This window comes from Prosthecobacter sp., from assembly GCF_044227185.1.
Lineage (GTDB): Bacteria > Verrucomicrobiota > Verrucomicrobiia > Verrucomicrobiales > Verrucomicrobiaceae > Prosthecobacter.
Genome location: NZ_JBGAFO010000014.1, coordinates 156,381 through 181,151, shown reverse-complemented (window position 1 = coordinate 181,151; position 24,771 = coordinate 156,381). Strand labels below are relative to the sequence as shown.

22 protein-coding genes and 1 tRNA gene are annotated in these 24,771 nt (G+C 62.6%); 19 read left to right on the top strand and 4 right to left on the bottom strand.

Annotated features, from left to right (window positions below):
- Positions 1–188 precede the first annotated feature (188 nt).
- Positions 189–2,945: a hypothetical protein gene (locus ACILSQ_RS27150; protein WP_395746834.1), complete on the bottom strand. Its 2,757-nt coding sequence runs from the start codon at positions 2,943–2,945 to the stop codon at positions 189–191.
- A gap of 449 nt (positions 2,946–3,394) precedes the next feature.
- Here ACILSQ_RS27150 and ACILSQ_RS27145 point away from each other — a divergent pair, with 449 nt between their 5' ends.
- The gene (locus ACILSQ_RS27145) at positions 3,395–3,655 is read left to right on the top strand and encodes a hypothetical protein (RefSeq protein ID WP_395746833.1); all 261 of its coding nucleotides are present in this window, start codon (positions 3,395–3,397) and stop codon (positions 3,653–3,655) included.
- Between the two features lie 3 nt (positions 3,656–3,658).
- Here the strand turns inward: ACILSQ_RS27145 and ACILSQ_RS27140 are convergent.
- Positions 3,659–3,735, bottom strand: a tRNA-Pro gene (locus tag ACILSQ_RS27140).
- Between the two features lie 177 nt (positions 3,736–3,912).
- Here ACILSQ_RS27140 and ACILSQ_RS27135 point away from each other — a divergent pair.
- The 10 genes from ACILSQ_RS27135 (at position 3,913) to ACILSQ_RS27090 (ending at position 13,089) form a co-directional block, all read left to right on the top strand.
- Positions 3,913–4,992, top strand: coding sequence for an ABC transporter ATP-binding protein (locus ACILSQ_RS27135; protein WP_395746832.1), 1,080 nt, complete (start codon positions 3,913–3,915; stop codon positions 4,990–4,992).
- Entirely contained in the window at positions 4,989–6,674 is a 1,686-nt protein-coding gene (locus tag ACILSQ_RS27130) for an ABC transporter substrate-binding protein (protein WP_395746831.1), read from the top strand. Before ACILSQ_RS27135 ends, ACILSQ_RS27130 begins: the two co-directional genes overlap by 4 nt.
- A gap of 46 nt (positions 6,675–6,720) precedes the next feature.
- The gene (locus tag ACILSQ_RS27125; protein WP_395746830.1) at positions 6,721–6,960 is read left to right on the top strand and encodes a hypothetical protein; all 240 of its coding nucleotides are present in this window, start codon (positions 6,721–6,723) and stop codon (positions 6,958–6,960) included.
- Positions 6,961–6,965: 5 nt separating this feature from the next.
- Positions 6,966–7,397, top strand: coding sequence for a type II toxin-antitoxin system VapC family toxin (locus ACILSQ_RS27120; protein WP_395746829.1), 432 nt, complete (start codon positions 6,966–6,968; stop codon positions 7,395–7,397).
- A 5-nt stretch (positions 7,398–7,402) separates the two neighbouring features.
- A complete protein-coding gene (locus ACILSQ_RS27115; protein WP_395746828.1) occupies positions 7,403–9,097 on the top strand; it encodes an ABC transporter permease in 1,695 nt (564 codons plus the stop codon).
- Positions 9,098–9,145: 48 nt separating this feature from the next.
- Positions 9,146–9,805: a Uma2 family endonuclease gene (locus ACILSQ_RS27110; protein ID WP_395746827.1), complete on the top strand. Its 660-nt coding sequence runs from the start codon at positions 9,146–9,148 to the stop codon at positions 9,803–9,805.
- 62 nt (positions 9,806–9,867) lie between these two features.
- The gene (locus tag ACILSQ_RS27105) at positions 9,868–10,428 is read left to right on the top strand and encodes a hypothetical protein (RefSeq protein ID WP_395746826.1); all 561 of its coding nucleotides are present in this window, start codon (positions 9,868–9,870) and stop codon (positions 10,426–10,428) included.
- The gene (locus tag ACILSQ_RS27100; RefSeq protein WP_395746825.1) at positions 10,425–11,381 is read left to right on the top strand and encodes a helix-turn-helix transcriptional regulator; all 957 of its coding nucleotides are present in this window, start codon (positions 10,425–10,427) and stop codon (positions 11,379–11,381) included. The genes ACILSQ_RS27105 and ACILSQ_RS27100 overlap by 4 nt, the downstream gene beginning before the upstream one ends.
- 329 nt (positions 11,382–11,710) lie before the next feature.
- Positions 11,711–12,172 (top strand): VOC family protein, encoded by a 462-nt coding sequence (locus tag ACILSQ_RS27095; RefSeq protein ID WP_395746824.1) that lies wholly within the window; start codon positions 11,711–11,713, stop codon positions 12,170–12,172.
- A 215-nt stretch (positions 12,173–12,387) separates the two neighbouring features.
- Positions 12,388–13,089 (top strand): hypothetical protein, encoded by a 702-nt coding sequence (locus tag ACILSQ_RS27090; protein WP_395746823.1) that lies wholly within the window; start codon positions 12,388–12,390, stop codon positions 13,087–13,089.
- 335 nt (positions 13,090–13,424) lie between these two features.
- Here ACILSQ_RS27090 and ACILSQ_RS27085 read toward each other — a convergent pair whose 3' ends face one another.
- Positions 13,425–14,600: an NAD(P)/FAD-dependent oxidoreductase gene (locus ACILSQ_RS27085; RefSeq protein ID WP_395746822.1), complete on the bottom strand. Its 1,176-nt coding sequence runs from the start codon at positions 14,598–14,600 to the stop codon at positions 13,425–13,427.
- A 49-nt stretch (positions 14,601–14,649) separates the two neighbouring features.
- Between ACILSQ_RS27085 and ACILSQ_RS27080 the strand changes: the two genes are divergently transcribed.
- Positions 14,650–15,666 carry a tetratricopeptide repeat protein gene (locus tag ACILSQ_RS27080; protein ID WP_395746821.1) on the top strand — a complete coding sequence of 339 codons (1,017 nt, stop codon included), beginning with the start codon at positions 14,650–14,652 and terminating at the stop codon, positions 15,664–15,666.
- Positions 15,667–15,773: 107 nt separating this feature from the next.
- On the opposite strand, the gene mnmA is transcribed toward ACILSQ_RS27080, so the two are convergent.
- Positions 15,774–16,928, bottom strand: a complete 1,155-nt coding sequence (gene mnmA / locus ACILSQ_RS27075) for a tRNA 2-thiouridine(34) synthase MnmA (protein WP_395746820.1) — start codon at positions 16,926–16,928, stop codon at positions 15,774–15,776.
- A 224-nt stretch (positions 16,929–17,152) separates the two neighbouring features.
- Here mnmA and ACILSQ_RS27070 point away from each other — a divergent pair, with 224 nt between their 5' ends.
- From ACILSQ_RS27070 to ACILSQ_RS27040, 7 genes are all read left to right on the top strand, one after another.
- Positions 17,153–17,725: a chorismate mutase gene (locus tag ACILSQ_RS27070; protein ID WP_395746819.1), complete on the top strand. Its 573-nt coding sequence runs from the start codon at positions 17,153–17,155 to the stop codon at positions 17,723–17,725.
- Between the two features lie 180 nt (positions 17,726–17,905).
- A complete protein-coding gene (locus ACILSQ_RS27065) occupies positions 17,906–18,616 on the top strand; it encodes a hypothetical protein (protein ID WP_395746818.1) in 711 nt (236 codons plus the stop codon).
- Positions 18,617–18,841: 225 nt separating this feature from the next.
- The gene (locus ACILSQ_RS27060) at positions 18,842–19,396 is read left to right on the top strand and encodes an NUDIX domain-containing protein (protein ID WP_395746817.1); all 555 of its coding nucleotides are present in this window, start codon (positions 18,842–18,844) and stop codon (positions 19,394–19,396) included.
- Positions 19,397–19,497: 101 nt separating this feature from the next.
- A complete protein-coding gene (locus ACILSQ_RS27055; RefSeq protein WP_395746816.1) occupies positions 19,498–19,740 on the top strand; it encodes a DUF4404 family protein in 243 nt (80 codons plus the stop codon).
- A gap of 131 nt (positions 19,741–19,871) precedes the next feature.
- Entirely contained in the window at positions 19,872–20,363 is a 492-nt protein-coding gene (gene rplI, locus ACILSQ_RS27050; protein ID WP_395746815.1) for a 50S ribosomal protein L9, read from the top strand.
- A 913-nt stretch (positions 20,364–21,276) separates the two neighbouring features.
- Positions 21,277–22,314: a Gfo/Idh/MocA family protein gene (locus tag ACILSQ_RS27045; protein WP_395746814.1), complete on the top strand. Its 1,038-nt coding sequence runs from the start codon at positions 21,277–21,279 to the stop codon at positions 22,312–22,314.
- 973 nt (positions 22,315–23,287) lie between these two features.
- Positions 23,288–23,839 (top strand): hypothetical protein, encoded by a 552-nt coding sequence (locus tag ACILSQ_RS27040; RefSeq protein ID WP_395746813.1) that lies wholly within the window; start codon positions 23,288–23,290, stop codon positions 23,837–23,839.
- Positions 23,840–24,771: the final 932 nt, after the last annotated feature.

The window sequence follows — 24,771 nt, the reverse complement described above, 5'->3', positions numbered from 1 at the left end:
CTGTTGCAACTGCCGTCACTGCAGGCCTTCCGGATGCCCTGGGCCTGCGCCGTCATTTGCAGCAGCAGGCATGCGCCGAGCAGCGCGCATTGTTTAAAGATGGATTTCAAGGTCATAAAAAAGGCAAATATCTAAAGAAAAAGAAGAGAATTATGGTTCATCATCGCAGGTCAGGCAGAGCCGTCGCCCTACGTGGCATCAAGCGGGGTGAACACGCGAAGCCCCAGAAGTGCCGGAGCATTGGAGGTGGCATTGGTCGGATCCGTCCCTTCGGCCACCTCCTGTTCATCGCTGATGCCGTCGCCGTCAGAATCCGCCACGTTGGGGTCAGTACCCGCCTGCCACTCGGCCAGATTGCTCAAACCATCCCCGTCAGCATCCCCGCCCGCGCCCTGGTCAAGATTGCCAAACATCTGCATCTCCCACGCATCCGGAATGCCATTATGGTTGGTGTCGTTGGGGGCAGGCGGGTCATCGTTGACCAGGGGGTCGCGCCTCTCCGCGTACTCCTGGAGGTTGATCAGTGAGTCATTGTCAGGATTGGCCTGCGCATCTCCGGAATCGCGCAGATCCAGGTGATAGCGGTGCTCCCAGCAGTCTGGCATGCCGTCGCCATCATAATCCCCGCTGGCCACGCGGCCTGGGAGGGTCAGAAGGCCCGGGCTGCCCTGCACCGCGGCGGCAAAGGCTGCCAGGCCATCGGGCACGCCATCGTGGTCCGCATCCGTCGTCACCTGCCACGCCGGCAGCACGGAGCCGCTCACCACCGCTCCGTGGAAGGACACCGCCACACCGCTGCCCATCACCAGTCCCTGCCAGGCCCACTCTTGCAGGTCGCTCACGGATGTCACACGGCTGTACGCGCTGCCGGGGTTGAGCCCGAGAAGGATTTCCTCGAAATTCATGAGGCCGTCACCATCAAAGTCCTGCGTGGCGTCAGCCGCGGTGCTGTTGCTCAAAATGCCCGGATACAGCCCGTTCCACGCGTCCTCCAGCACGTCCAGAATCCCGTCATGGTCATTGTCATAGCCGTTCAGGCTGGCGGTCAGGCTCCAGCCATTGCGCCACGCCTGCACGTTGCTGTAGCCATCGCTGTCCAGGTCGCCGTTGGCGTCGGAGGCGTCCGTCGGGCTCATCCCGTAGCCCTGGGCCGCGTAAAACTGCTCCACACGGTCCGGGATCCCATCGCCGTCCGTGTCCGTCTGATCCACCATGTCATAATCTGGGTAAAGCTGGTTCGGGTTGGTTTTCGCCAGCAGCGGGTTGGTATGATAGGTGAAGAGCTCGTCAAAATCACTCAGGCCGTCATCATCCGTGTCCCACTTCGCCGGGTCCGTGCCATACTGCGTGTTTTCGTCGCGGTCAGCAATGCCGTCACTGTCCGTGTCCGCGTTGTTGGTGGGATCATCGGGATAGGCATCCACACCGTCAGGAACGCCATCGTTGTCACGGTCGCTCCATTCGCCGGCGTATTCCTCCCCCAGGTAGCTGTAGTGCGGCGCATCGTTCCAGGAGTCGCTGGGCCAGGAGTCTTGCGCATCGGGAATGCCGTCGCCATCTTGGTCGCTCCACGGGCCGGCGTACTGGAAGCCATTGTACCAGTAGCTGTAGGCGATGTCGGGAAACGGATCCGCGGCGTCGGGCACCTCATCACCATCCATGTCGCTCCATTCCCCCGCATATTCGGTGCCCTGATACCAGAAGCTGCCATTCGGAAAACCATCAAACATGTCTGGGACCCCGTCGTTGTCCATGTCGCTCCAAGTCCCGGCATATTCCGTGCCCAGGTACCAGAAGCTGACGCCGTTTGGGAAGGGATCATCCCAGTCAGGCAGTCCATCCCCGTCGGTGTCTATCAGTTCCCCGGGATATTCGGTGCCGTTGTACCAGTAGCTGCCAGCTTGGCTTGGGAAAGGGTCCGCGGGATCGGGAATGCCGTCATTGTCCTGGTCCACCCACGAGCCGGGGTATTCCATGCCGTTGTAGGTGTAGCTGCCACCGATGGTCGGCCAGGGATCAAAGGCATCCGGGATGCTGTCATTGTCCTGATCCACCCAGGGACCGGGGTACTCCACCCCGTTCCAGGTGTAGGTGCCAGTGGGGGTTGGATCAAGGTCATCAGGAATCCCGTCGCCGTCCTGGTCACTCCAGACTCCAGGATACATCGCCCCGTTGTACTCATAGCTCCCCGAGATCGTAGGCCACGGGTCCAGGGCATCAGGGACCGCGTCTCCATCCTGGTCCACGAGGGGGGCCGTGTATTCCACGCCCGCATACCAGTAGCTTCCATCCGGAAACGGATCAGCCGGATCAGGCACACCATCCCCGTCACGATCGCTCCACGAGCCGCCGTACTCAGTCCCTTGGTAGAAAAAGCTCCCGTAGGGGAACGCGTCCTGCGAATCCGGCACCCCGTCCCCGTCGCTGTCCGTCTCTCCCGGAGGCCCCATGCCATTGTAGGGATCGTCCATGTAGCTGTCATTCCAGTTGAGCTGCCCGTCTCCATCGCGGTCCATGTTCAGCGGGTCGCTGTCCTCAAAGTTCTTGATCCCGTCCCCATCCGCATCCGAGAAGCTGTAAAAGCTCCCCTGCGACCGACCGGTATAGTTCACCACCGGGTTGTAGCCCTGAATCTCATGATAATACTCATCGAAGTCGGAGAAACCGTCCGCATTGCTGTCCCACTTCCACGGATCATAGGGCAGCGGCTGGCCTGCAGCCAGCGCGGCCTGCGAATACAGGTATTCCACGCTGTCTGCCAGACCGTCATAGTCGGAATCCAGGCAGTAGGGATCGCTGCCAAACGCGGCTTCCTGCCCGTTGCTAAAACCGTCGCCGTCCGCGTCCTGCGCATACCAGTCATCCCCCTCCGGCGGATCGGCGACCTCGGTCTTAACACCATTGTTCAGCGTCCAGTAAGAAAAAGCTCCTGGAAACGGCCTCATGACCCACGTGAGAAAAACCAGGAGTTGGACCAAATGCACCCAGCGGGCGCGGCGCAGGTGGGGTAAGAGAGTGTCTTTCATTAGATGAGTTGAAATAGCATGCTTAATCTAAGCCGGCGTCTGTCAGTGAATCCACTATAGGTATGCGATGTCAGATGCAAGAATATCGTATCAAGGGTCTAAAATTTCTAAGCCCGCACACTGTTGCCACAAGGTGAAAAGCTCCCAAAGCCCCCCGGGCGGAGTCGTCCGCACTCTCCGAGTTCGGTTTCTCAGCGCCCCGCCCACGCCGAAAACCCTCGAGGCGCCCCGCCGTCCTTGTTGAGAATCCGACCTGCCATTGAAAGTAAAAACCACAGGTGATTATCACCTGAAACGGCTCCTTTGGCAAGCGAATTCAAAACCCGGTTTCAATGACCCGCCACTCGACTCTTCCGCCACTCCACACCGTGAAAAATCCGCGCCAGACAGGCAAAGTCGAACATCCTCCACAGGGCCTCATTGCCATCATCCTCTGGGGCTTTGGCTCGCTCGTCGGCACCTACCTCGCCGGCCGCTCCATGGATCAGCACAAGTTGGCCGCGCCAAACGGCAGCATCACCCACGACTCGGCCGCCATCTGGGCCATTCCCGCACGGACTGCCCGTCCTTCCTCGGTCTCTTCCGCGATCCGCGGAAACCGTCACTGCCTTCATGACGGACGTCATTAACCGTGGTCGGGCTGGCGAGATTCGAACTCACGACCTCTTGCACCCCATGCAAGCGTTCTACCAGGCTGAACTACAGCCCGACCTATGGTTGACGTTCTCACCAGCGGTAGCCGCCGTTGGGGTGGCTGCCGGTTGGCGAGAGGACGCGCATTTTGGACAGACCTGAGGGCTTTGCAACTGCGATGTTATGTTCTTGTGAGAATCTCTGCGAAGCTTGCCATCCCCCAGCCGCTCAGCTAGAACCAGCCGAAATCCGCATGGTCACCATCACAATCCAGGAACTCACCAAACGCTTCAGCGGCAGCGTGGTGCTGAGCAGCGTGGATTTGCAGATCGCCGCCGGCGAATTGTTCTTCCTCCTGGGCCCCAGCGGCTGCGGCAAAACCACCCTGCTCCGCCACATCGCCGGCTTCTACACGCCCGACGCCGGCAAGATCTGGTTTGATGACCAGGACGTGACCCGCCTCCCCGCCCACAAGCGTGCCACGGGCATGATGTTTCAAAACTACGCCCTCTGGCCGCACCTGAACGTCGCCCAAAACGTCGCCTTTGGCCTGGAGGAGCGCAAACGCCCCCGCCGCGAGATCGAGCATCGCGTCTCCGAAGCCCTGGAGCAGGTGAAGCTGGACGGCCTCGGCACCCGCAAGATCCAGCAGCTCTCCGGCGGCCAGCAGCAGCGCGTGGCCCTGGCCCGCGCCCTGGTCATTCGCCCCAAATGCCTCCTCCTCGACGAACCCCTCTCCAATCTGGACGCCAAGCTGCGCCTGGAAATGCGCACCGAGATCCGCCAGATCTGCAAAGAGAACGGCCTCACCGCCATCTACGTCACCCACGACCGCGACGAAGCCCTCAGCATGGCGGACCGCATGGCCATCATGGACGCCGGCAAGCTCATCCAGGTGGGCGCCCCCCCGGAGATCTATCTCAATCCCGCCACCCGCATGGTGGCCGAATTCATCGGCGAGACCAATTTCATCGAAGGACGCACCCTCCGCGAAAGCAGCCGGGAAGGCTTCTACGACATCGAGACCACCTTCGGCGTCCTGCGCGGCCGCACCAATGACGAAACCTGGCAGCCCGCCAGCGGCCAGCCCGTCATGCTGAGCATCCGGCCCGAGGCCCTGACCTTCGGCAGCGTCCTGGACTCCCCCAACCGCTTCCCCGGCAAGATCATCGACACCACCTACCTCGGCGCCATGGTCCAGTACCGCATCCAGGTCCAGAACGGCCCGCTGATGAAGGTCTGCGAGATCAACCCCATGGAACTCCGCCTCCCCGGCGAAGCCGAAGTCCGCGTGATGGCCGCCATGGGCGACGTGGTGATTCTGCGCAAATGAACGCGCTCCTCCATCACCCCCGCACCCAGGCCCTCCTCGCCTGGGTCAAAGTCTGGCGCAAAGAACTTGCGGTAGGCCTGGCGATGCTCGCCACCCTCGCCGGCCCGTTTTTGCTGAATCCGACACAATCAACCGCCCCCGCGCACTACGACCGCCGCCTCGTCATCATCTCCCCCCACCACGACCGCATCCGCGCCGAGTTCGGCCACGCCTTCGCAGCCCACTGGAAAGCCACCAGGGGACAGACCCTCTTCATCGACTGGCGCGTGCCCGGCGGCACCTCGGAGATCGCCATGCTGATCAAGTCAGAAGCCCTCGCCGCATTTCAGCAGCACTGGCAGAAACAACTGGGGCAGACGTGGTCCCCCGCCGTGGCGCAGGCCTGCCTGAATCCCAAAGCCGCACCGGAAGATCCCGCACGCCGGGCCTACCTTTCCTCCAACGTCGGCACCGGCATGGATGTGTTCTTTGGCGGCGGCGCTTATGACTTCGAGCAGCAGGCCCGTGCGGGCACGCTGGTGCCGGGCGATGGTGAAACGAGCGGCCTCAGCGCACTGGCGAAGAAACATCCCGAATGGTTCACCGACGCAGGGATTCCTGAAAAGCTCAGTGGCGAACCTTTCCGCGATCCGCAGTTCCGCTGGTGCGGCACCTGCCTTTCCAGCAGCGGCATTGTTTTCAATCGCGATGTGCTGCGCCGCATCGGCATCGCGGAGAATCCCGTGGCCTGGGACAACCTGGCCGATCCACGTTACTACGGTCAGATCGCGCTGAGTGATCCGGGCAAAAGCGGCTCAGTCACGAAGGCGCTGGAGATGCTGATCCAGCAGCAGATGGAGATTGCTCATGCACGCCTCAAAGCGCTGCCAAAGTCCAAGCTCACACCGGAGCAGATCGAAGCGCAGGCCGTGGCGGAGGGCTGGAATGAAGGGCTGCGCCTCATCCTGCGCATCAGCGCCAATGCACGCTACTTCACCGACTTCTCCACCAAGATCCCGCTCGAAGTGGCGAAGGGCGATGCGGCCGCCGGCATGTGCATCGACTTCTACGGCCGCTCTGCTGAAGAAGATGTGCGCCGGGCCGATGGCAGTTCCCGCGTGGGCTTCATCGCCCCGCTGGGCGGCACTTCGGTAAGCGTGGATCCCATCGGCATGCTGCGTGGCGCGCCAGATCCGGAGCTGGCCACCGCCTTCATGGAGTTTGTGCTGGGAGATGAGGGGCAGAAGCTGTGGAGCTACCGCGTGGGCGAGCCTGGAGGACCGAAGGAGCACGCGCTGCGTCGTCTGGCAGTGCGGCACGATTTGTACACGGCAGAAAACATCGCCCGCATGAGCGACGGGCAGGAGGCGCCCTTTGAAAAAGCCAAAGCCTTCACCTACCACCCGGAGCGCACCGCCGCCGCCTTCAGCGTCATCCGCTTCCTGGTGCGGGTGATCTGCGTGGACTCCCATGATGAACTGCATGCCGCGTGGAAGACCATCATCGACAACGGCATGCCGGAGCGCGCCGTGCAGGTGCTGGAGGATCTCACCCGTGTGAAGTACGAAGCCGCCACCGGCAGCATCGCCAAAGTCCTGGCCTCCCGCGACAAAGTACAGGAAACCCGTCTGGCCCGTGAACTAGGGCAGGCCTTCCGCAATCAATTCATCAAGGCCGGCAGGATGGCCCTGAGAGGCGAGTGAGTCATCTCGGCTTGCACAGCAGCGCAAAGTTTGAAATAATCATGCCATGAGCAGCATCGCCCAGGAACTGGACGCCACTCTTGAGAGCCTGGAGCCATCCACCGCCGCCAAGCTAACAAGCCTGGTGCGGGAGGCCATGCGACAGGTGCGCGGGTCAGGTGTTGCCACTCATCCCCCCCTGAGTCCGCAGTCTTGGGAGAAAAGGCTGGTGTCACGCAGTGCGCAAGTGGCCACGGGAAAACAGGGGGCTTCGCTCCAGCAAGTGATGGATGATCTGCGGGACTGATCACGATGAGCTACTGGGACACATCCGCTCTGGCAAAACTCTATTTGCAGGAAAACGACAGCGCGGTGTTTCGTGCCAGGGCGGTGCAGGATGCTCCAATCAACACAGCGCATGTGGCACGGAACGAACTGCGCGCCGTTTTTCTGCGCCGGGAATCCGAAGGGGTGATTCAAGCAGGTGCCGCGTTGCTGCTTTTTCAAGATTTTGAGGCGGACATCGCCGCCGGCATGATTTTCATTCAGAGCGAGACAGCCGCTGTACAGCAGGAGTTTGTGAAAGTGCTCGAACAGTGTTTTCTCGCGGCGCCTCCGGTTTTCATTCGCACCAATGACGCGCTTCACATTGCCAGCGCCCGCGTTCTTCGGCAGGCAGATTTCGTCACCGCAGACAACCGGCAGAGGGTGGCGGCAGCCCATGTGGGACTGAATGTTGTGTAATCCCCATGTCCAAAGTCCTCTCACTGCTGATCTTTCTGGGGATGACCGCGTTCTTCGCGTGCTTCTTTGCCTATCCCATCTGGGCGGCGCTGGAGGCGGCGTTTCGGGGGCCGGATCATCGGTTCACGCTGGATTATGTGTCCGAGGTTTTCTTCAATGAGTTGTACCGCGAAGGGCTGTGGAATTCCTTTGTCATCGCGGTGTGGACCACGCTGGGCGGGCTGTGCGTGGCGCTGCCGCTGGCGGTGTGCTACGTGCGCTTTCAGTTCCCCGGGCGGGCGCTGATGAACTCGCTGGTGCTCATGCCCATGATTCTGCCGCCGTTTGTGGGGGCCATCGGCATCAAGACCCTCCTCGGCCAGGCGGGCGCGCTGAACAGCCTGCTCATCAATCTCGGGCTGATGGATGCCATGCACCCTACGGACTGGCTGGGGCAGCATCGCATGCTGGGCATCGTCATCATGGAGGTGCTGCACCTGTATCCGATCATCTATCTCAATGCGGCGGCGGCGCTCTCCAATCTCGATCCTGCGCTGGAAGAGGCCGCGGCCAATCTGGGCTGCAACGCCTGGGACCGCTTCTGGCGCGTGACACTGCCGCTCATCATGCCCGGGGTGTTTGCGGGCGGCACCATCGTGTTTGTGTGGTCGTTCACCGAGATGGGCGTGCCGCTGCTGTTTGACTACGACCGCGTGACGGCGGTGCAGATTTTTCGCAGCATCAATGACCTGAGCGGGAACCCCTTCCCTTACGCGCTGGTGGCGGTGATGCTCGTTTTCAGCACTCTTTTTTACCTCATCAGCCGGGTCTTTTTTGGCAGCGCCAACGCTCTCGGTGGCGGGCGGGCGACGACCAGCCGGGAAACGATTCCCCTGCCCTCCAGTGTGGGCTGGATCTGCACGGTGTTCTTTGCCGCCGTCACCTTTCTGGCCGTGCTGCCGCACCTGGGCGTGGTGCTGCTGTCGGTTTCCAAAGACTGGTACGGCACCGTCATTCCGCACTCGCTGACGCTGCAGCATTATCACGATGCCCTGGGGCATGAGCTGACGCTGTCCTCCATCGCCAACAGCTTGAAATACTCCACGCTGGCCATGCTCGTGGCCCTGGTGCTGGGACTCGGGGTGGCCTATGTGTCTGTGCGCACCCGCCTGTGGGGCCGCCAGCTTCTCGACGCCATGGCGATGCTGCCGCTGGCAGTTCCTGGTATCGTGCTGGCCTTTGGGTATCTGGCGATGACACGGGAAGGCCGCCCCTTTCACTGGCTCATGCTGGGAGAAGATCCGCTGCTGCTGCTGGTCATCGCCTACGCGGTACGGAGGCTGCCGTATGTGGTGCGCTCTGCTGCGGCAGGATTCCAGCAGGTCAGCCCCACCTTGGAAGAAGCCGCGCAAAATCTGGGGGCACGCCCGGAACGCGCTCTGTGGCGGATCACCCTGCCGCTGGTGGCGCCGAACCTCGTCGCGGGTGCGCTGCTGGCCTTCTCTTTTGCCATGCTGGAGGTCAGCGACTCGATGATCCTGGCACAGCAGGCCAGTTACTTCCCGATCACCAAGGCGATCTACTCCCTGGTGCTCGCCCTCGGCAGCGGCCCCAATCTCGCCTCCGCCCTCGGCGTGTGGGCCATGATCTTCCTGGCCGTGACCATCCTGGGCGCCGGGGTGATTTTGGGGAAGAAACTGGGGGCGCTGTTTCGGGGGTAGTTTAAGTTTACCAGGGTGCGCAACCCCGGCTTGGACAATCTTTCTCCCATGCAATCTTCGATCCTGCAAACTCTGCTTGATAGTCCTATTCTGCCAGAGCTGGTAGAGGAGGCAAATAAGGTCCTGGTCCGCGAGCAAAAGAGGCGGAAAAAGTTTTGGGCTGAAATCACAGACGAGAACAAGTGGGAGTTCATTCAGGGCGAGGTCATCATGCACTCGCCTGCCCTGAATCGGCACCTGCTGGCCACAAACCGTTTGTTCAGTGCCATGGAGACTCATGTCCGTGTGAAGGAACTCGGAGTCGTTCATGCCCAGAAAGCCATGACCTGCTTTCCTCGCAATGATTATGAGCCGGACATTATATTCTTTGGCCCGTCCAAGACCCAGCTTATTGGCCCGGACACTCTAAGATTTCCTATCCCGGACCTCATTGTCGAGGTTCTTTCTCCGTCCACGGAAGCTCGGGATCGCGGCATCAAGTTTCAGGATTATGCACTTCATGGCGTGCAGGAATACTGGATCATCGATCCCGTGGCCGAGAGCGTGGAACTCCATCGCCTGACCGGAGAGGTCTATCTTCCGACAGAGCGGCAGACCGAGGGCCTGCTGTGCAGTGACACCATCGCGGGATTTGAGATTCCAGTACGTGCCATCTTTGACGAGGCGGAGAATCTGAGAGTTCTGCGGGAGATATGGACAGGTGCGTGAGGGAAATTTCGGGCAAAGTTTTCGGCAAGGTGTAAGGCAGACAGCCCTCGTCGCAGCCACTCATGAAGCCCAAGCTCCCCGCAAGAATCAAAACCTTCGAGCAGGCTTATAAGTTCGTCTTGAGGGTGAAGACCTGCCTGATCTTTGGCTCGAAGAGCTCGAGCCTTCCCTGCCTGTGGGAGGTGGTGGATCTGCCTGGCAGGCAGCCGGGGCAGAAGGGCTGGGGCGCGAAGGTGGAGGCGATCTGGGCGTGGAAAAACGAGCTGCCGGCGCAGTTTCCTGACGAGATCTTTTACGGCAAGCTGCCGGGTGGACTGGCGGTGCTGATGGACGTGGAGCATCTGCGGCGCGTGCATTATCCGGCGCATCATCGTCCGGTGTCCACGTGCAGCGCGCTGGCGCGGCGAGCGTATGAGCTCATCCGCAGCGAGCCGCACACCACGGCGGAGCTGCGCAGGGCGCTCTCCCCTTCCGGCACTGTCAGCAAGAGCAAGGTGGACGGCGCGCTGGTGGAGCTGCAGGTGACGCTGAACATCACGCGCTCCAATGCCCCGAATCTGAAGCGCGACACGTGGCTGCCTTTTGCGGAGCAGTATCCGGACATCGGAGGTGGGGAGGAATGAATCGAACGGACCGCCTTGTCTCCATGGTGATGCTGCTGCAGTCTCGGCGTGTCATCACCGCTGCGCAGATGGCGGAGCATTTCGAGATCACCGAGCGCACGGTGTACCGCGATCTGGCCGCGCTGGGCGAGGGCGGCGTGCCCATCGTCGGAGAGCCGGGAGTGGGCTACAGCCTCATGAGCGGCTACTGCCTGCCGCCCGTCATGTTTTCACCGGAGGAGGCCTTTGCCTTCGTCACCGGCGGGCTGCTGGTGGAGCGCATGACGGACGCCTCCATGCGCGAGGCCATCCGCTCCGCCATGGGCAAGGTCACGGCCGTGCTGCCCTCCGGCCTGCAGGGCCGCGTGGACCGCCTGCGCAAAACGACGGTGATCGGCACACGCCCGCCCACCAAAGGCAGCGTGCCCCTGAGCACCGTGCAGCGCGCCATGGCCGAGGGCCGCGTGCTGCGGCTGGACTACCTCGGTGCCGCACGCGGGGAGCCTACTGAGCGCCTGGTGGAGCCGCGCGGGCTGGTGTTTTACATGGACCACTGGCACCTCATCGCCTGGTGCCGTCTGCGCGGGGACATGCGGGACTTTCGCGTGGACCGGATCGTCCGCTGCGAGACGCTGCCGGAGCCGATCCCGCCGCACCCAGGCTTCAATCTCCACGAGCACCTCGCCAAATGCGTCGTGTCGGAGCGCAGCGAGTTTGCCGTCATCGAGATCCCTGATTACCTCCTTGAAACCGTACGCCGCTTCTGGGGGCCGACGATCGTGGAGGAGGAGTCGGTTGCCGGCAGGCGGGCGCTTGTGCGCTTTGCCTACCGGGCCGAAGGGCTCGACTACGTCTCCCGCTGGCTGCTGAGCCTGGGCACGGATGCCGAGATCGTCTCGCCTGAAGCTCTGCGGGAAAGAGTTTCCGCCCTGGCACTGGCGACGGCGGAGCATCATCGGCGAGGGGCGAAATAGGGACGCCAATGGCTGATAACGGCGCCAGGCTTTGGATTGGTAAGAGCCTGCGGTGCTGCGGGGCTTTCCTTGTTCCGCAGGAACAAGGCTACTTTGGCTTCGCCTGGCGCGGAAGCGCAAAGCAGCTCAGTTCCTGTGGAACTGAGGAGGGGTACCGCATCGCCCACCGGGTGCGTCCTTGAAAGCATGTCGGATCAGGTTCCTTCGCGAAAAAAGCACCCCTCCAAAATCACCCCTGACATAGGGTTGTCAGGGGTGGGTGCGAATGCTGGCGGGTGATCGCAACTGACTGCGGTCCGACTTCACAAATCCCAAGCCAAGACCCACCCATGAGCCAGCCCCAAGCACCCACCGTCTCCTTCTCCCTCACCTGCAAAAGCGCCGCTGATGCGCTCGATTTCTACACCCGGGCCTTTGGTGCCGTGGAGCTGTTCCGGCTCTCCCCGGCTCCGGGCGTGGTGCCGCATGCGGAGTTCATGATCGGGAACACCCACATCTACATCTCGGACGAAGCCCCCTGCGCCAATGCCCACGCCATCCCGGCGGGCGGTATGGCCCCCTGCGGCTTCACCATTCAGGTTCCAGACTGTGACAAAGCCTTTGAGCGGGCCCTGGCCGCCGGCGGCTCCCCGCTGAGCCCCTCGCGGGATCAGTTCTGGGGCAGCCGCACCGCCATGATCCGCGACCCCTTCGGCTACCGGTGGAGCTTCAGCCAGCACCTCGAAGACGTGCCGCCGGAGGAACTGCTCAAGCGCGCCCAGGCCTTCATGAGCCAAGGAAGCAAGGAGTAGCCAGCGCACAGGCTCGGAAGTTTCTGCCGGGTGGCCACACCGCCCGGCAGAAGAGGCTGCGGAAGTTGAAGGGATCCCAGAAAAGGCGGTGCTGGGACGCACGTATTGGAGGAAGGCTGGCTCTGGAGGGACGCCGAGTTGTTCACAATAACGTCAATGTAACGTTAATAAGGTTTCCTTGACGGCGCTGGCTGCCAGCTCTGATAATGGCGGCCATGAGACGCCCATGGATCAAAATCGAAACCTGCACGCCGGACAAGCCGGAGGTTTGCAGCCTGGCAACCCAGCTTAGGCTGGATGAGGACACGGTGGTGGGGAAGCTGGTGCGGCTGTGGTCGTGGGCGGAGCTGAACCGCATCGATCCTAACGATCTGGGCGTTACGCGAGAATTTATCGACAAGCTGGTCGGACGGAAGGGATTTGGTGCGGCACTGGAGAAGGCGGGATGGCTGGTGGAGGTGGATGGGAAACTCTCTTTCCGTAACTTTAAGCGTCACAACAGCCCCGTAGCGCAAAACAAGGCACTGACGGCCAAGCGCGTGGCGAGGCATCGTCTGAGGAAAGCCGAGGGAAAGAAAAAAGTAACGAATGAAGCGTTTACTGAGCCGTTTGAGGCGGCGATCAAAGCCGAGGAAATCGGCGAGCATATTGATCCCGTTCAGGAAGTAACTACTACGGTTTCTGAATTGATCGTGAGTGATGAAGGAGGAACCAATATTGATCCAGTAGTTAACGAAGAGGTAACGGTCATTGTAGAAACCGTTGAGGAGATGGAACCCGTTGCTGATGAACCGGATTTACCACCACTAAGCCCTGTGGAAGATGAGGTGGCCGCTGTGGTGACGGAGGAGCCAGCCCCCAAGAAACGACGGGGTAAGGCGGCCGCCGAGAACGACGACCAGCCGATGTTGTTCTGAACCGGCGAGCCTGGGATGTGATACGCTTAAACCGTTACCTTTGACACGTGAAACTGAGGTCGCCGGCGGCGGAACTGGGGTGCTCGTGCTGTGGTGAATGGCCGACGGCCTGTCTCTTTTGGGCTGTAACGGTATGCGCGTGAATCACTGCTGCTCATTGCCAGGCCTCATGCCGCCGGAAAATGACGACCGAATCGTTACTTCGGTGAGAAACTCAACAGCAATTGCCCTGGAATGAATGGCGATAAATTTACGTGTTAAATCGATGTAGGTAGCTGATAAGTGGTTATTTACACCTCATGAAATAGGCTTGCTCAATAGTGGGCGGGCGGTCTTTAGCTCGCGGCGCGGGCTCCGTCAGAAGAGGTGGTGGTTTTTTCGCGGCGGCGGTAGCGGGAGGCCCAAGGATTGGGCTTTCGCTCGACGACGTCGGCGATGAGTTCGCCCAGGACGGGGGTGAACTTGAAGGCGTGACCAGAGTCGCCAGCGGCGATGATGAGACCGGGGTGGGCGGGGTCGTGGTCGATCCAGAAGGCACCATCAAAGGTGTCGCAGTAGAGGCAGACGCGGGTGGCGTGCAGCGGGGCCCCGGCCAGGGAGGGAAAGGTCTCGCAGAGAAAGGCGCGGTAGCGCTCCTCCTCCCCGGGTGGGAGGCTGCGCGGGGCACGGGCGTCCACGCGGCGGCCGGGGCCGTGGTTGGCCACTTTGACGAGCCCGTCCGCATTGGCGGGAAAGCCGTACCAGCCGGTGCGGCCGATGTCCGCCCCCCAGACGGGGAACTGCGGCGGGGTGAATGGCCGCGGGTCCTGGGGCTTGAAGTGGAAGACGGTCTGCGCGGTGGCCCACATCACGTCCTGCAGGTGGGGCAGCAGCGTGGGAGTCCAGGCCCCGGCGGCCACGAGCACGGCATCGGCGTGCCAGGCTTGATGGGCGGAGGTGATGCCGGTGCAGCGGCCGCCTTCCAGCAGCGGGCGGGCCTGGGCGACGTTTTCCACGATGTTGATGCCGGCGGCACGGGCCTCGGCGGCCAGGCGGGCGATGACGCGGCCGCTTTCCACCCAGCCGCCGACGGGGTTGAGGTAGCCGTCCTGATACACCGCATGGTTCCAGGCTGGGTGGAGCTCGCACAGCCGTGCGGCGGAGGTGCGATGCAGGGAGTGGCCGCGTTTGGAGAGGAAGGCATGGCTGTCATGCTCAAAGCCCACTTCTTGTAGTGAATGACGCGACATCACAAGGAATCCGACCTCATGGTACAGCTCCTCCCCCCAGCGGGCGTTCCATTCACGCCAGCGCTGGATGCTGCGCTCGCCCATGGCTGTATGTTGTTCATCCTGAGCGTAATCCATGCGCACCACCTTGCTGATGTCCGTGGAGGCGGCGTCGGGGTGAGGGATGGAGCCCTGATCGATCACAGTGACCTGCCAGCCACGGGCGCGAAGCTCGAGGGCGGCGGTGAGGCCAAAGCAGCCGCCACCGAGGATGAGAAGAGTTGAAGGTTGCGGCACATTCATGTCCTTTTGGATGAGGTTGGAGCGTAGCCTGCTCCCGCTCTTACTTTACATGCATTTCCGGAAAAACATCGATGTCAAAATCGCGCTGCTGGCCGCCCAGCTTCTGCTGCCGCTGGCGGGTGCCGGGGCTGCAGACCGGAATCTGGAGTCCCGCCTGATGAGCCTGCCGAGCCTGACGCCGGGCGCGAAACCGCCCAAGGTTTCTTTTTTCGCACGCGGGCTTCAGGCGCTGGAGGGCAAGGACTACGCGGCGGCGCTGGAATACTTTGACAAGGCTGTCGCCAGCACGGGGATCAAGTCCACGCCCCTGAGCTGGCTGACCGCGCAGTATCAGGTCTGCCAGACGCTGAACCTGCTGGGCCGGAAACCGGAGGCGGTGACCCGTGCGCGCCAGATGGTGGAGACCTGCGAGTCTGCGCTGGGAGCCGAAGACCCGATCACCAGCGAGGCGCTGGCCTACCTGGCCTTTCTGCTGCAACGCAATGGCCGCCTGATGGAGGCGGAGCCGGTGTATGCGCGGAATCTGGCCGGGCTGGTGGACAAGCATGGAGGCGACAGCTTTTTCGCCGCCTGCGCCCGCACGCGGCTGGCCAATCTGCTGATGCAACTGGGCCGGATGGAGGAGGCGGAAAACCACCACCGCCAGGCCCTGGCCGCCGCGCAGACCGCCCTGGGGCATGAGCATGCGGACAACTGCTTCTTTCTCACGCATCTGGGCTACTGCCTGCATGTGAAGCAGAAGAAGCCAGAGGCCGAGACGCTGATGAACAAGGCCTTCAGCATCGTGCAGGCGAGCAACGTGCTGGAGATGCCCAATGGGAGCTCCATCCTGCGGCGGCAGGCGGAGTTTTTCCGGGACATCAAGCAGCTCGACAAGGCACGGGTGGCCGGGCGGCTGTGCCTGGAGCGGCTGGCGGGGCGGGCCGAGACCAACCGGGCGCGCTTCTTTTTCTACGACCAGGTCAAGGAGCTGTACCACTCCATTCTGGCGGCGGATGGTTTGAAGCCGCATGAAATCAAAACCCATGTGGCCGAGGTGGAGACGCGGGCGCGGGGGGACCGCTGAAAGCAGTCCTGAGCCACAGCGGAGGCTGACCGCCGAGGGCGCTGTGGCTGGCCCGAGCTCGTGAGGCGAGGGTGGAAGCGCTGGCCAGAACGAGCTGAAGCTCTGAACTACTTTGCTTCGTGCTGGATGGTTTCGAAGACGGCACCGCCGAGGAGGCGTTCACCATCGTAGAGGGCGCAGATCTGGCCGGGGGTGAGGGCGCGCTGGGGTTCGGTGTATTCGAGTTCGGCGCGGCCGCCGCCGAGGGGGCGGAAGGTGGCCGTGCCGGCGGGGCAGCGGTAGCGGGGCTGGGCCTGTAGCAGGCGCTCCTGGGTCAATGGCTGGCCGGTGGTGGAAAGGGAGTGCAGGGTGGCTTTGCGCGCCCAGAGCAGCGGGGTGTCCGCGCTTTCGATGGCGACGACGAGTTCATTCGTGGCGGGGCGCTTGGCCACCACCACGTAGGCCTGCTTGTGCACGGGGCTGGCGACGCCGTGGCCTTTGCGCTGGCCGAGGGTGTAGAGGTGGAGGCCGCGGTGCTCGCCCATGATCTTTCCTTCCAGGTTCACGATGGGGCCGGGGCGGTCCGGCACGAAGGTGCGCAGGAAGTCCTCCATCTTCACCTGGCCGATGAAGCAGATGCCCTGGCTGTCCTTCTTTTCGGCGGTGGCCAGGCCAAACTCGCGCGCCAGCTCCCGCAGCTCGGGCTTGAGGAGGTGGCCGATGGGAAACTGGGCGATGCGCACCTGCTCCGGCTGCATCATGGCGAGGAAGTAGGTCTGGTCTTTGTTGGGGTCGGCACCGCGATAAATCGCGGGTTCAGCGTTCTCGGTTCCCGGTTCGCTGTTGCCAGAAACCGGGAACAGCGAACTGGGAACGGAGAACGCCTTCCGCGCATAGTGGCCGGTGGCGATGGCGTCGAAGCCGTGCTCGCGGGCCCAGTCCCAGAGGACGCCGAATTTCATCTCGCGGTTGCACATCACATCCGGGTTTGGGGTGATGCCGGCCTGGTAGCCTTCGAGGAGGTATTTCACCACTTTCTCACGGTACTCGGTCATGAGATTGACCACGCGAAACGGGATGCCGAGCTGCTTTGCCACGGCCTCGGCATCGGTGATGTCCTGCTCCCAGGGGCAGTGGCCGATGATGTTCTCCTCGTTGATCCAGTTCTTCATGTACACGCCGGAGACTTCGTGCCCGGCACGGACGAGGACGGCGGCGGCCACGCTGCTGTCCACGCCACCGGACATGGCCATGAGGATTTTGGAGGGGGGGGCGGCGTTCAAGAGTCGGATTTTCTTTGGTGAGGAAAGTGTGAGTTACGAATGAGAGCGTCTATCTGGGATGGTGCAAGCTGGGGGAGTGGGGAAAAAGGAGAGAGGTGGCGGGGTGGGCCAAGGAGCGGGGGTCTCTGACCCCCGGAGGAGGATTCCAGACTGGGGGTCGGAGACCCCCGCTCCTTGGGGGGCAAAGGGCTGGACGGGAGGTGAGGAGGCTTTAATCTCGGCTGATGAACTGCGTTTTTCTTTTCCGTCTGCCCGGCGTGTTTGCCCTGGGGGTGGTGCTGCTCTTGTCTTCCTGTGCGTCTCGCCGCACCCTGCCTGCGCTGATGGTGGAGAGGCTGGGCTGGATGGACAAGGTGGCGATGGCGAAGCAGATCCAGCACCTGCCGACCACCGATCCGGTGCGTGAGGCGGAGCTGCTGCGGGCGGTGACGCAGCGTGGGGTGGCGGCCGGAGTGGAGGCGAAGCGGGTGCGGAGTTTTTTCCAGGGGCAGATGCAGGCGGCGAAGGTGCGGCAGGAGGAGTGGCTGCGGCAGCATCCGCAGGGGGTGACGTCTGAGGTGAGGGTGCCGAGCCTCACGAAGACGGTGCGGCCGGCGCTGGATGAGATCGGGAAGCGGATGATCGATGAACTGGCGCGGGAGACGGGGATTCTGACGTCGCAGGGAGTGCGGAGCCTGCTGTCTGAAGCGGAGGAGCACCTGACGCGTGCCGGGTATTCCGCGGCGGTGAGGCAGCCTGCGATGGAGGGGCTGCAGGAGGCTTTGAAGATCGATCTTCCGATGGCGGAGCGGCGGTGAAGAGGGAGGCGGTCCCCCTGCCCTGTCCTGCCACCGGCAGAAAGCGAACCCCCGGCTTGATCTTTGCCGGGGCTGCATTGAGATGAAGGGATGTCAAAGAACCCAAATGAGCCTGCGGCCGAGTCAGATGAAGGGATTTCAAAGATCCCACAGGAGCCCGCGGCCGAGTCAGATCAAGGGATGCCAGAGGTTCCCCAAGAGTCCACGGGCGGGTCAGATGCGGGGAAGTCGAAGATTCAAAAGCTCCCCACGGGCGAGTTTCATTCGGGTTACGGCTGCATCATCATGAGCGCGGTGATCGGCATCTTTGGCTTCATTGTGTGGTGGAGCTATTACACGCTGACAACAATGGATGCGGCGATCGCGGCGATCACGCAGGCGGCTCCGGCGAAGCTGCCGGACGTGACGGTGGTGCCGGGGCTGGAGCAGCGGCTGGCGGACTTTGGCGCGGCGGCCACGGCGGGCAAACCGGCCACGCTGAAGCTGAGCGTGGCGGATCTCAATTCCCTGCTGCTGCTGGCTCCGGACGGCGGCGCGGGCAGCTACAAGGACATGCTGCGGGTGAAGGCGCTGGACGCGGAGAAGCGGGTGATCATCGCGGACATCAGCATGCCGCTGAACAAGAAGTTCTGGGAGGATTCGAAGCGCTACCTGGTGGGCGAGATGGATGTGAGCCTGGAGATGACGGAGGTGGGGCCGGATGCGAAGCCCAGCGCGGTGCGCGTGCCGGGCAAGACGGTGCCGGAGGAAATGGTGAAGGGCATGGCGATGTATGGCTACCTGAGGCCCTACCAGAATGATCCGAACCTGGAGCCGGTGCTGAAGGCGATCAAGAAGGTGGCGGTGGAGGCGGATGGCGTGGTGGTGACGACGGAGGAGGAGAAGAAGTGAAGTGGGGCGCTTGTTTGGAGGCGCCTTGATATTATAGGGAGGAGGAGTAGGAGGAAGAGGAGGATGGAGAGAAATGCGGGGAGGATGAGGGATGGCGGAGCGCTGGAATCGAGGACGAGTAGGAAAACGAGGACGAGGACGAGAAAGAGTGAGCTTCGGCGAAGGGGGCTTGACCGCTTGACCATTCCTTGACCTCTTGACCTTTCAGCCCTTGCCTTTTTCCTCATGACCACCCTTCCCCAACACCCCAATCCCTGGCAGACGGTCTCCTCGCGTGAAACGTATGCGAACCCCTGGATCCGGGTGCGGGAGGATCAGGTGATCAAGCCGACGGGCGGGCCGGGCATCTATGGGGTGGTGGAGTACAAGAACATCGCGGTGGGGGTGATCCCGATTGATGACACGGGGCACACCTGGCTGGTGGGGCAGTGGCGCTACTGCCACGGGCGCTATGAGTGGGAGATCCCCGAGGGCGGCTGCCCGGCGGGCGAGTCTCCGGCGGCGGCGGCCAAACGGGAGCTGCTGGAGGAGACGGGGATCGTGGCGGCGCACATCGAGCCGCTGCTCTCCGGCATTCAGCTTTCCAATTCCACGAGCAATGAGGTGTGCGACATCTTCATCGCCACGGGGCTGACGCAGGCGGAAGCGCAGCCGGAGGACACCGAGGAGCTGGAAGTGCTGCGGCTGCCTCTGAAGGAGGCGGTGCAGATGGCGCGGGACGGGCGCATCCGCGACAGCATCAGCGTGCTGGCGCTGCTGGCGGTGGCGGGGCGGGCGTAGCATGCGGCGCGTGGACTGAAGCGGTTAAAGTGTGGGCCTGATTTGCGTCTCAGACTCAAAACCCTTGTCTGCGCGGCAGGCCGATGTCAGAGTGGAAACACATGAACTCAGAGCAACTTCAGCAACTCAAGACAATGGTGGCAGACGCGGGCGATCTGCCGGCGGACGCGAAGGCCAAACTGCTGGAGCTGCTGGACCGCACCGGGGAAACCGCCGCCAATGGCGACACGGATGATGCGATGGGCGTCTGGCTGCCCTCCGTGCAGGAGTTTGAGGCCTCCCACCCGGAAGCCACGGGCTTCATGAACCGGCTGGCCACGACGCTGGCCAACATGGGGATCTGACCGAAACGGGAGCGGAACGGCCGCGCAGGAGGGGGGCTTTTCATCGGCTTCTAAAAGAACTGTAATCCGCCTTTGACAGAACTTAGGAGGCGTGTAGTTTCGCGCCCCCTTTCCCCCGGGGAATTGTCGCCATGCCAAACACACAAGTCATTCTCAAAGAAAAAATCAAGGGCCTCGGAGCCGAAGCTGACGTGGTCAGCGTGAAGCGCGGTTTTGCGCGCAATTTCCTGCTTCCCCAGGGCAAGGCCTATGAAGCCACCCAGGGCAACCTGCGCCACACCGAACGCCTGAAGGCGGTGCGCGCGGAGCGTGAAGCCAAGGAGCTGGCCGAAGCTGAGAAGCTGGCCTCCAAGCTGAAGAAGGTGAAGCTGAAGCTGACCCTCTCCACCGGCCAGGGCGGCAAGGCTTTCGGTTCCATCACCACCATCGACATCGCCAAGGCGCTGTCCGAAGAGTCCAAGATCGACATCGACCGCCACATGATCGTGCTGGAGAAGCCGATCAAGAACACCGGCAGCTTCGAGATCGCCGTGAAGCTGGGCCACGACATCACCGCCACGGTGAAGCTGACCGTCTCCGCCGCCGGCGAAGCCGCCCCCGCGGAAGAAGGCGAGGCTGAATAAGCCGAAGCGTCCACAGTTCCAAACTTCTGCAAAGCCGCGTGATGAGCGCGGCTTTGCTGCGTACTGGGAAAAGGAAAAGTACTCGTGAGCTTTAGCTCACTCTGGAAAGCCTTGCGAACCTCTGTGAGGGGGCTTCATCGGCCCGGGCTTCGGGTGCGTCCCGCCCAGGCGGCGATTAAAAAATAGCCGAACGACCGCAGCCCGCGGAGCGCGGGCCCTCCGAGCCCGCAGCAGGTCGCAAACACCCGCAGGCCGGTCATCGCTCCAGCCAGGGGGCAAGCATGAGTGCGCTGAGCAGCGTCGGTGGAGTGCCGGTGAGAAGCTGAAAGGGAGAAGCGGAACTGCAGCGTGCAGCGGGGTGCTGCGGGCTCGGAGGCCCGCGCGCCGAAAACGCTTGGACTCGCCGCGCTGCACCGGGTCGCAAACACCCGCAGGCCGGTCATCGCTTCAGCCAGGGGGCAAGCATGAGTGCGCTGAGCAGCGTCGGTGGAGTGCCGGTGAGAAGCTGCAAGGGAGAAGCGGGACTGCAGCGTGCAGCGGAGTGCTGCGGGCTCGGAGGCCCGCGCGCCGAAAGCGCTTGGACTCGCCGCGCTGCACAGGGTTTTCAATCATCCTAAAGGGGCAGGCGGAGGGTTTGTTTTGGCAGAGGAATGAAGGAGCAAGGGAATGCAGAAATTCTGAACTCTGAATTCTGAATTCTGCCTTCCGGCCATTCCTTTGCTCCTTCCTTCTTTTGCCCGCATGAAACGGCTCTTCTCGTGATAGACCGCCGGAACAAGCTGCTGCGCAGCCGCGAAGCGAACCTCTCGCCTACTTTAGGCCCTGCCTAAAAACACACGAAAGAGACACTTCCGTACCGGGTATTGGTATTGACAATTCTGCCTCCGGTTTGGAGCATGCAACGATCTACACCATGAAAAAATACAACGTCGGAATCATCGGATACGGCTGGGCTGCCAGCGCTCACATTGACGCCATCAACAAAACCAAGCAGGCGCAGGTCACGGCGATCTATTCCTCCCGCAAGCTGGATGACGCGGAGCTGAGCAAGAAGCACGGCACGCCGATCAAGAGCTACCAGAACCTGGACGAAATGCTGGCCAGCCCGGACGTGCATGTGGTGGACATCTCCAGCTATCCGAGCCAGCACCGCGACCAGGCGGTGAAGGCGGCGAATGCGAAGAAGCACATCATCCTGGAAAAACCGATGGCGAACTCGCTGCAGGAAGTGCGGGAGATCGTGGCGGCGGCCAAGGCGAACGGTGTGAAGGGCTGCGTGTGCTTTGAGTGCCGCTTCTCGAATCAGTTTCAGGTGACGAAGGCGCTGATCGACGAAGGCCTGCTGGGCAGCCTGCACTACGGTGAGGTGGACTACTACCACGGCATCGGCCCGTGGTACGGGCAGTTCCGCTGGAACACGGGCAAGAAGGACGGCGGCAGCGCGCTGCTGACGGCCGGCTGCCATGCGCTGGATGCGCTGCTGATGGTGATGGGCGGCGAGGTGGAAAGCGTGACCAGCTTCTCCACCAAGACAAAGAGCGAGATCTTCAAGCCCTATGAGTACGACACGACGAGCGTGACTCTCATTCACTTCAAGAACGGCGCGGTGGGCAAGTCCGCCGCGGTGGTGGACTGCCTGCAGCCCTACTATTTCCACACGCACCTGTGCGGCAGCCAGGGCAGCCTGCTGGATGACAAATTCCACTCCATGAAGCTGGGCACGGACAAGCACGCCTGGAGCAAGCTCTCCATGAAGATGCTGGACTCCGGCGATGTGAGCGACCACCCGTATGAGACGCAGTTCCAGGCGTTCTTTGATGCGCTGGACGAAGGCAAGGACATGCCGCTGACCAGCTTCCCCGAAGCGCTGCGCAGCTTTGAAGTCATCTTCGCCTCCGACAAGAGCGCCGAACAGGGCGGCAAGCCCGTACGCATCGCGGATCTGGAATAACCGCAAGGAAAGTACTCGTGAGCTTTAGCTCACTCTGGAAAGCGCGCCGCCACACCGAGAAGGTGGAGCGCGGCGGCGCTTCGTAGCTGCGGCTGGGACGCGGCGCTTTCCAGAGCAGGCTAAAGCCTGCGAGGACATTCTCAGAGCGCGGAGCAGGGCGGCAAGCCCGTGCGCATCGCGGATCTGGAATAGCCGCAAGGAAAGTACTCGTGAGCTTTAGCTCACTCTGGAGAGAGTGCCGCCGCACCGAGAAGGTGGAGCGCGGCGGAGCTTCGTAGCTGCGATTGTGAAGCGGCGCTTTCCAGAGCAGGCTAAAGCCTGCGAGTACATTCTCAGAGCGCGGAGCCCGTGCGCATCGCGGATCTGGAATAGCCGCAGGGAAAGTACTCGTGAGCTTTAGCTCACTCTGGAAAGCGTGCCGCCGCACCGAGAGGGCGGAGCGCGGCGGAGCTTCGTAGCTGCGGCTGGGACGCGGCGCTTTCCAGAGCAGGCTAAAGCCTGCGAGTACATTCTCAGAGCGCGGAGCAGGGCGGCAAGCCCGTGCGCATCGCGGATCTGGAATAGCCGCAGGGAAAGTACTCGTGAGCTTCAGCTCACTCTGGAAAGCGTGCCGCCGCACCGAGAGGGCGGAGCGCGGCGGAGCTTCGTAGCTGCGGCTGGGACGCGGCGCTTTCCAGAGCAGGCTAAAGCCTGCGAGTACATTCTCAGAGCGCGGAGCCCGTACGCATCGCGGATATGGAATAGCCGCAAGGAAAGTACTCGTGAGCTTTAGCTCACTCTGGAAAGCGCGCCGCCACACCGAGAAGGCGGAGCGCGGCGGCGCTTCGCAGCTGCGACTGGGACTGGGACTGGGACTGTGACGCGGCGCTTTCCAGAGCGGGCTGCTGCGCAGCCGCGAAGCGAACCCTGCGGGCGCTCTTTGACTCTCACCGGTGGCTCTTGCTTTATGCGGCGGGAGGTGGATGGTCGGGGCATGAACGCGAACTCCTTGCTGTCTGCCGGCAAAGCCGGACTTCTCCTTGCCACTGCGATGTTCACCCTCACGAGCTGCGATCCCTTCTATGGCTACGGCTATGGAAACGGATACGGAGGGGGCTACGGCGGAGGGTATGGCGGGGGCTACTACAATGGCGGCGGCTACTACGGGGGCTACGGCTACCCGGCGGGCCTCTCCTCGTATGTGCCGCGCTACGCGAACTCCTACAACTACTCCTACTACCCGCGCTACGGGGCCTATTATCACCGCCCCACGCAGCAGTACCACTACATGAGCGGAAACCGCTGGATGTCCGGCCCCAGCATGCCGGGCTACTCGCACCACTCCATCCAGTCTTCGCATTCGGTGCCGTTCAATTTCAACAGCCATCCCTCCAACTACCACGGCCAGGTGAGCCACGCCTTCCCGCATAACTGGTCGCCGCCCAGCGGCGGCGGCGGCAGCTATGGCGGCAGCCACAGCGGCGGCTGGAGTGGCGGCGGCGGCCACAGTGGCGGGCATAGCGGCGGTCACAGCTCCTGGCACTAAACCAGGCCGGGCGGTGTGCGTGTGCGTGTGGGTGTGGGTGTGCGGTGTGAACCGCGGCGCAGGCCGGCCTTCGGAGCGCGGGCCCTCCGAGCCCGCAGCAGGTCGCAGACATCTCCAGACGGCTCACTGCCCCCCGCAGGTGGCAAACACGAGCTTTCTGGGGAGGAGGACGGAGCGGCAGGGCAGTAGCGCGCACACCGGTGTGTGGTGTGTGTGTGCGCGGAACAGCCTGCCTGAGCCCACCTTCAGGCACCTCTGGAAGCCTGCGCGCCAGCGAATCGCAGCCTGCAAAGCGGAATGCCCCGGCCCCCTCACCCGGCCTCTCCCCGGAGGACGCTCAGACCCAACATATCCTCGACGGGGAGAGGAGGATTCGCGTTGGAGCTCTTTGGAATTCAATCGGAGCCGTCACGCGTTTCTCCTCTTCCCGTCGAGGACACCGCTGCCTGAAGGCTGGTTCGGGGAGAGGCCGGGTGAGGGGGCGGATGGTGTAGCGGTTCGCAAAACTTATTTCCGTTGAGCGGGCGGTTGCTTGATCGCGGATCATGGGCTTCGACGGCGGCTGGCTGAGGACAGCCAGCCCTACCCCCTACCTGCGCTGGGCACTCGCATGCCTGCAGCGAGGGTGGGGAGGCTGGTCCTCCAGCCTCCGCCGAACGTCCCCCAGCGCCGCTGACCGGAAATCTGTTTTGGAAAACGCTATAGAGTAGCGGTTCGCGAAACTTATTTCCGTTGAGCGGGCGGTTGCTTGATCGCGGATCATGGGCTTCGACGGCGGCTGGCTGAGGACAGCCAGCCCTACCCCCTACCTGCGCTGGGCACTCGCGTGCCTGCAGCGAGGTGTGGAGGCTGGTCCTCCAGCCTCAGCCGAACGTCTCCACGCGCCGCTGACCGGAAATCCGTTTTGGAATACGCTATCGCTTTTTCGCAGG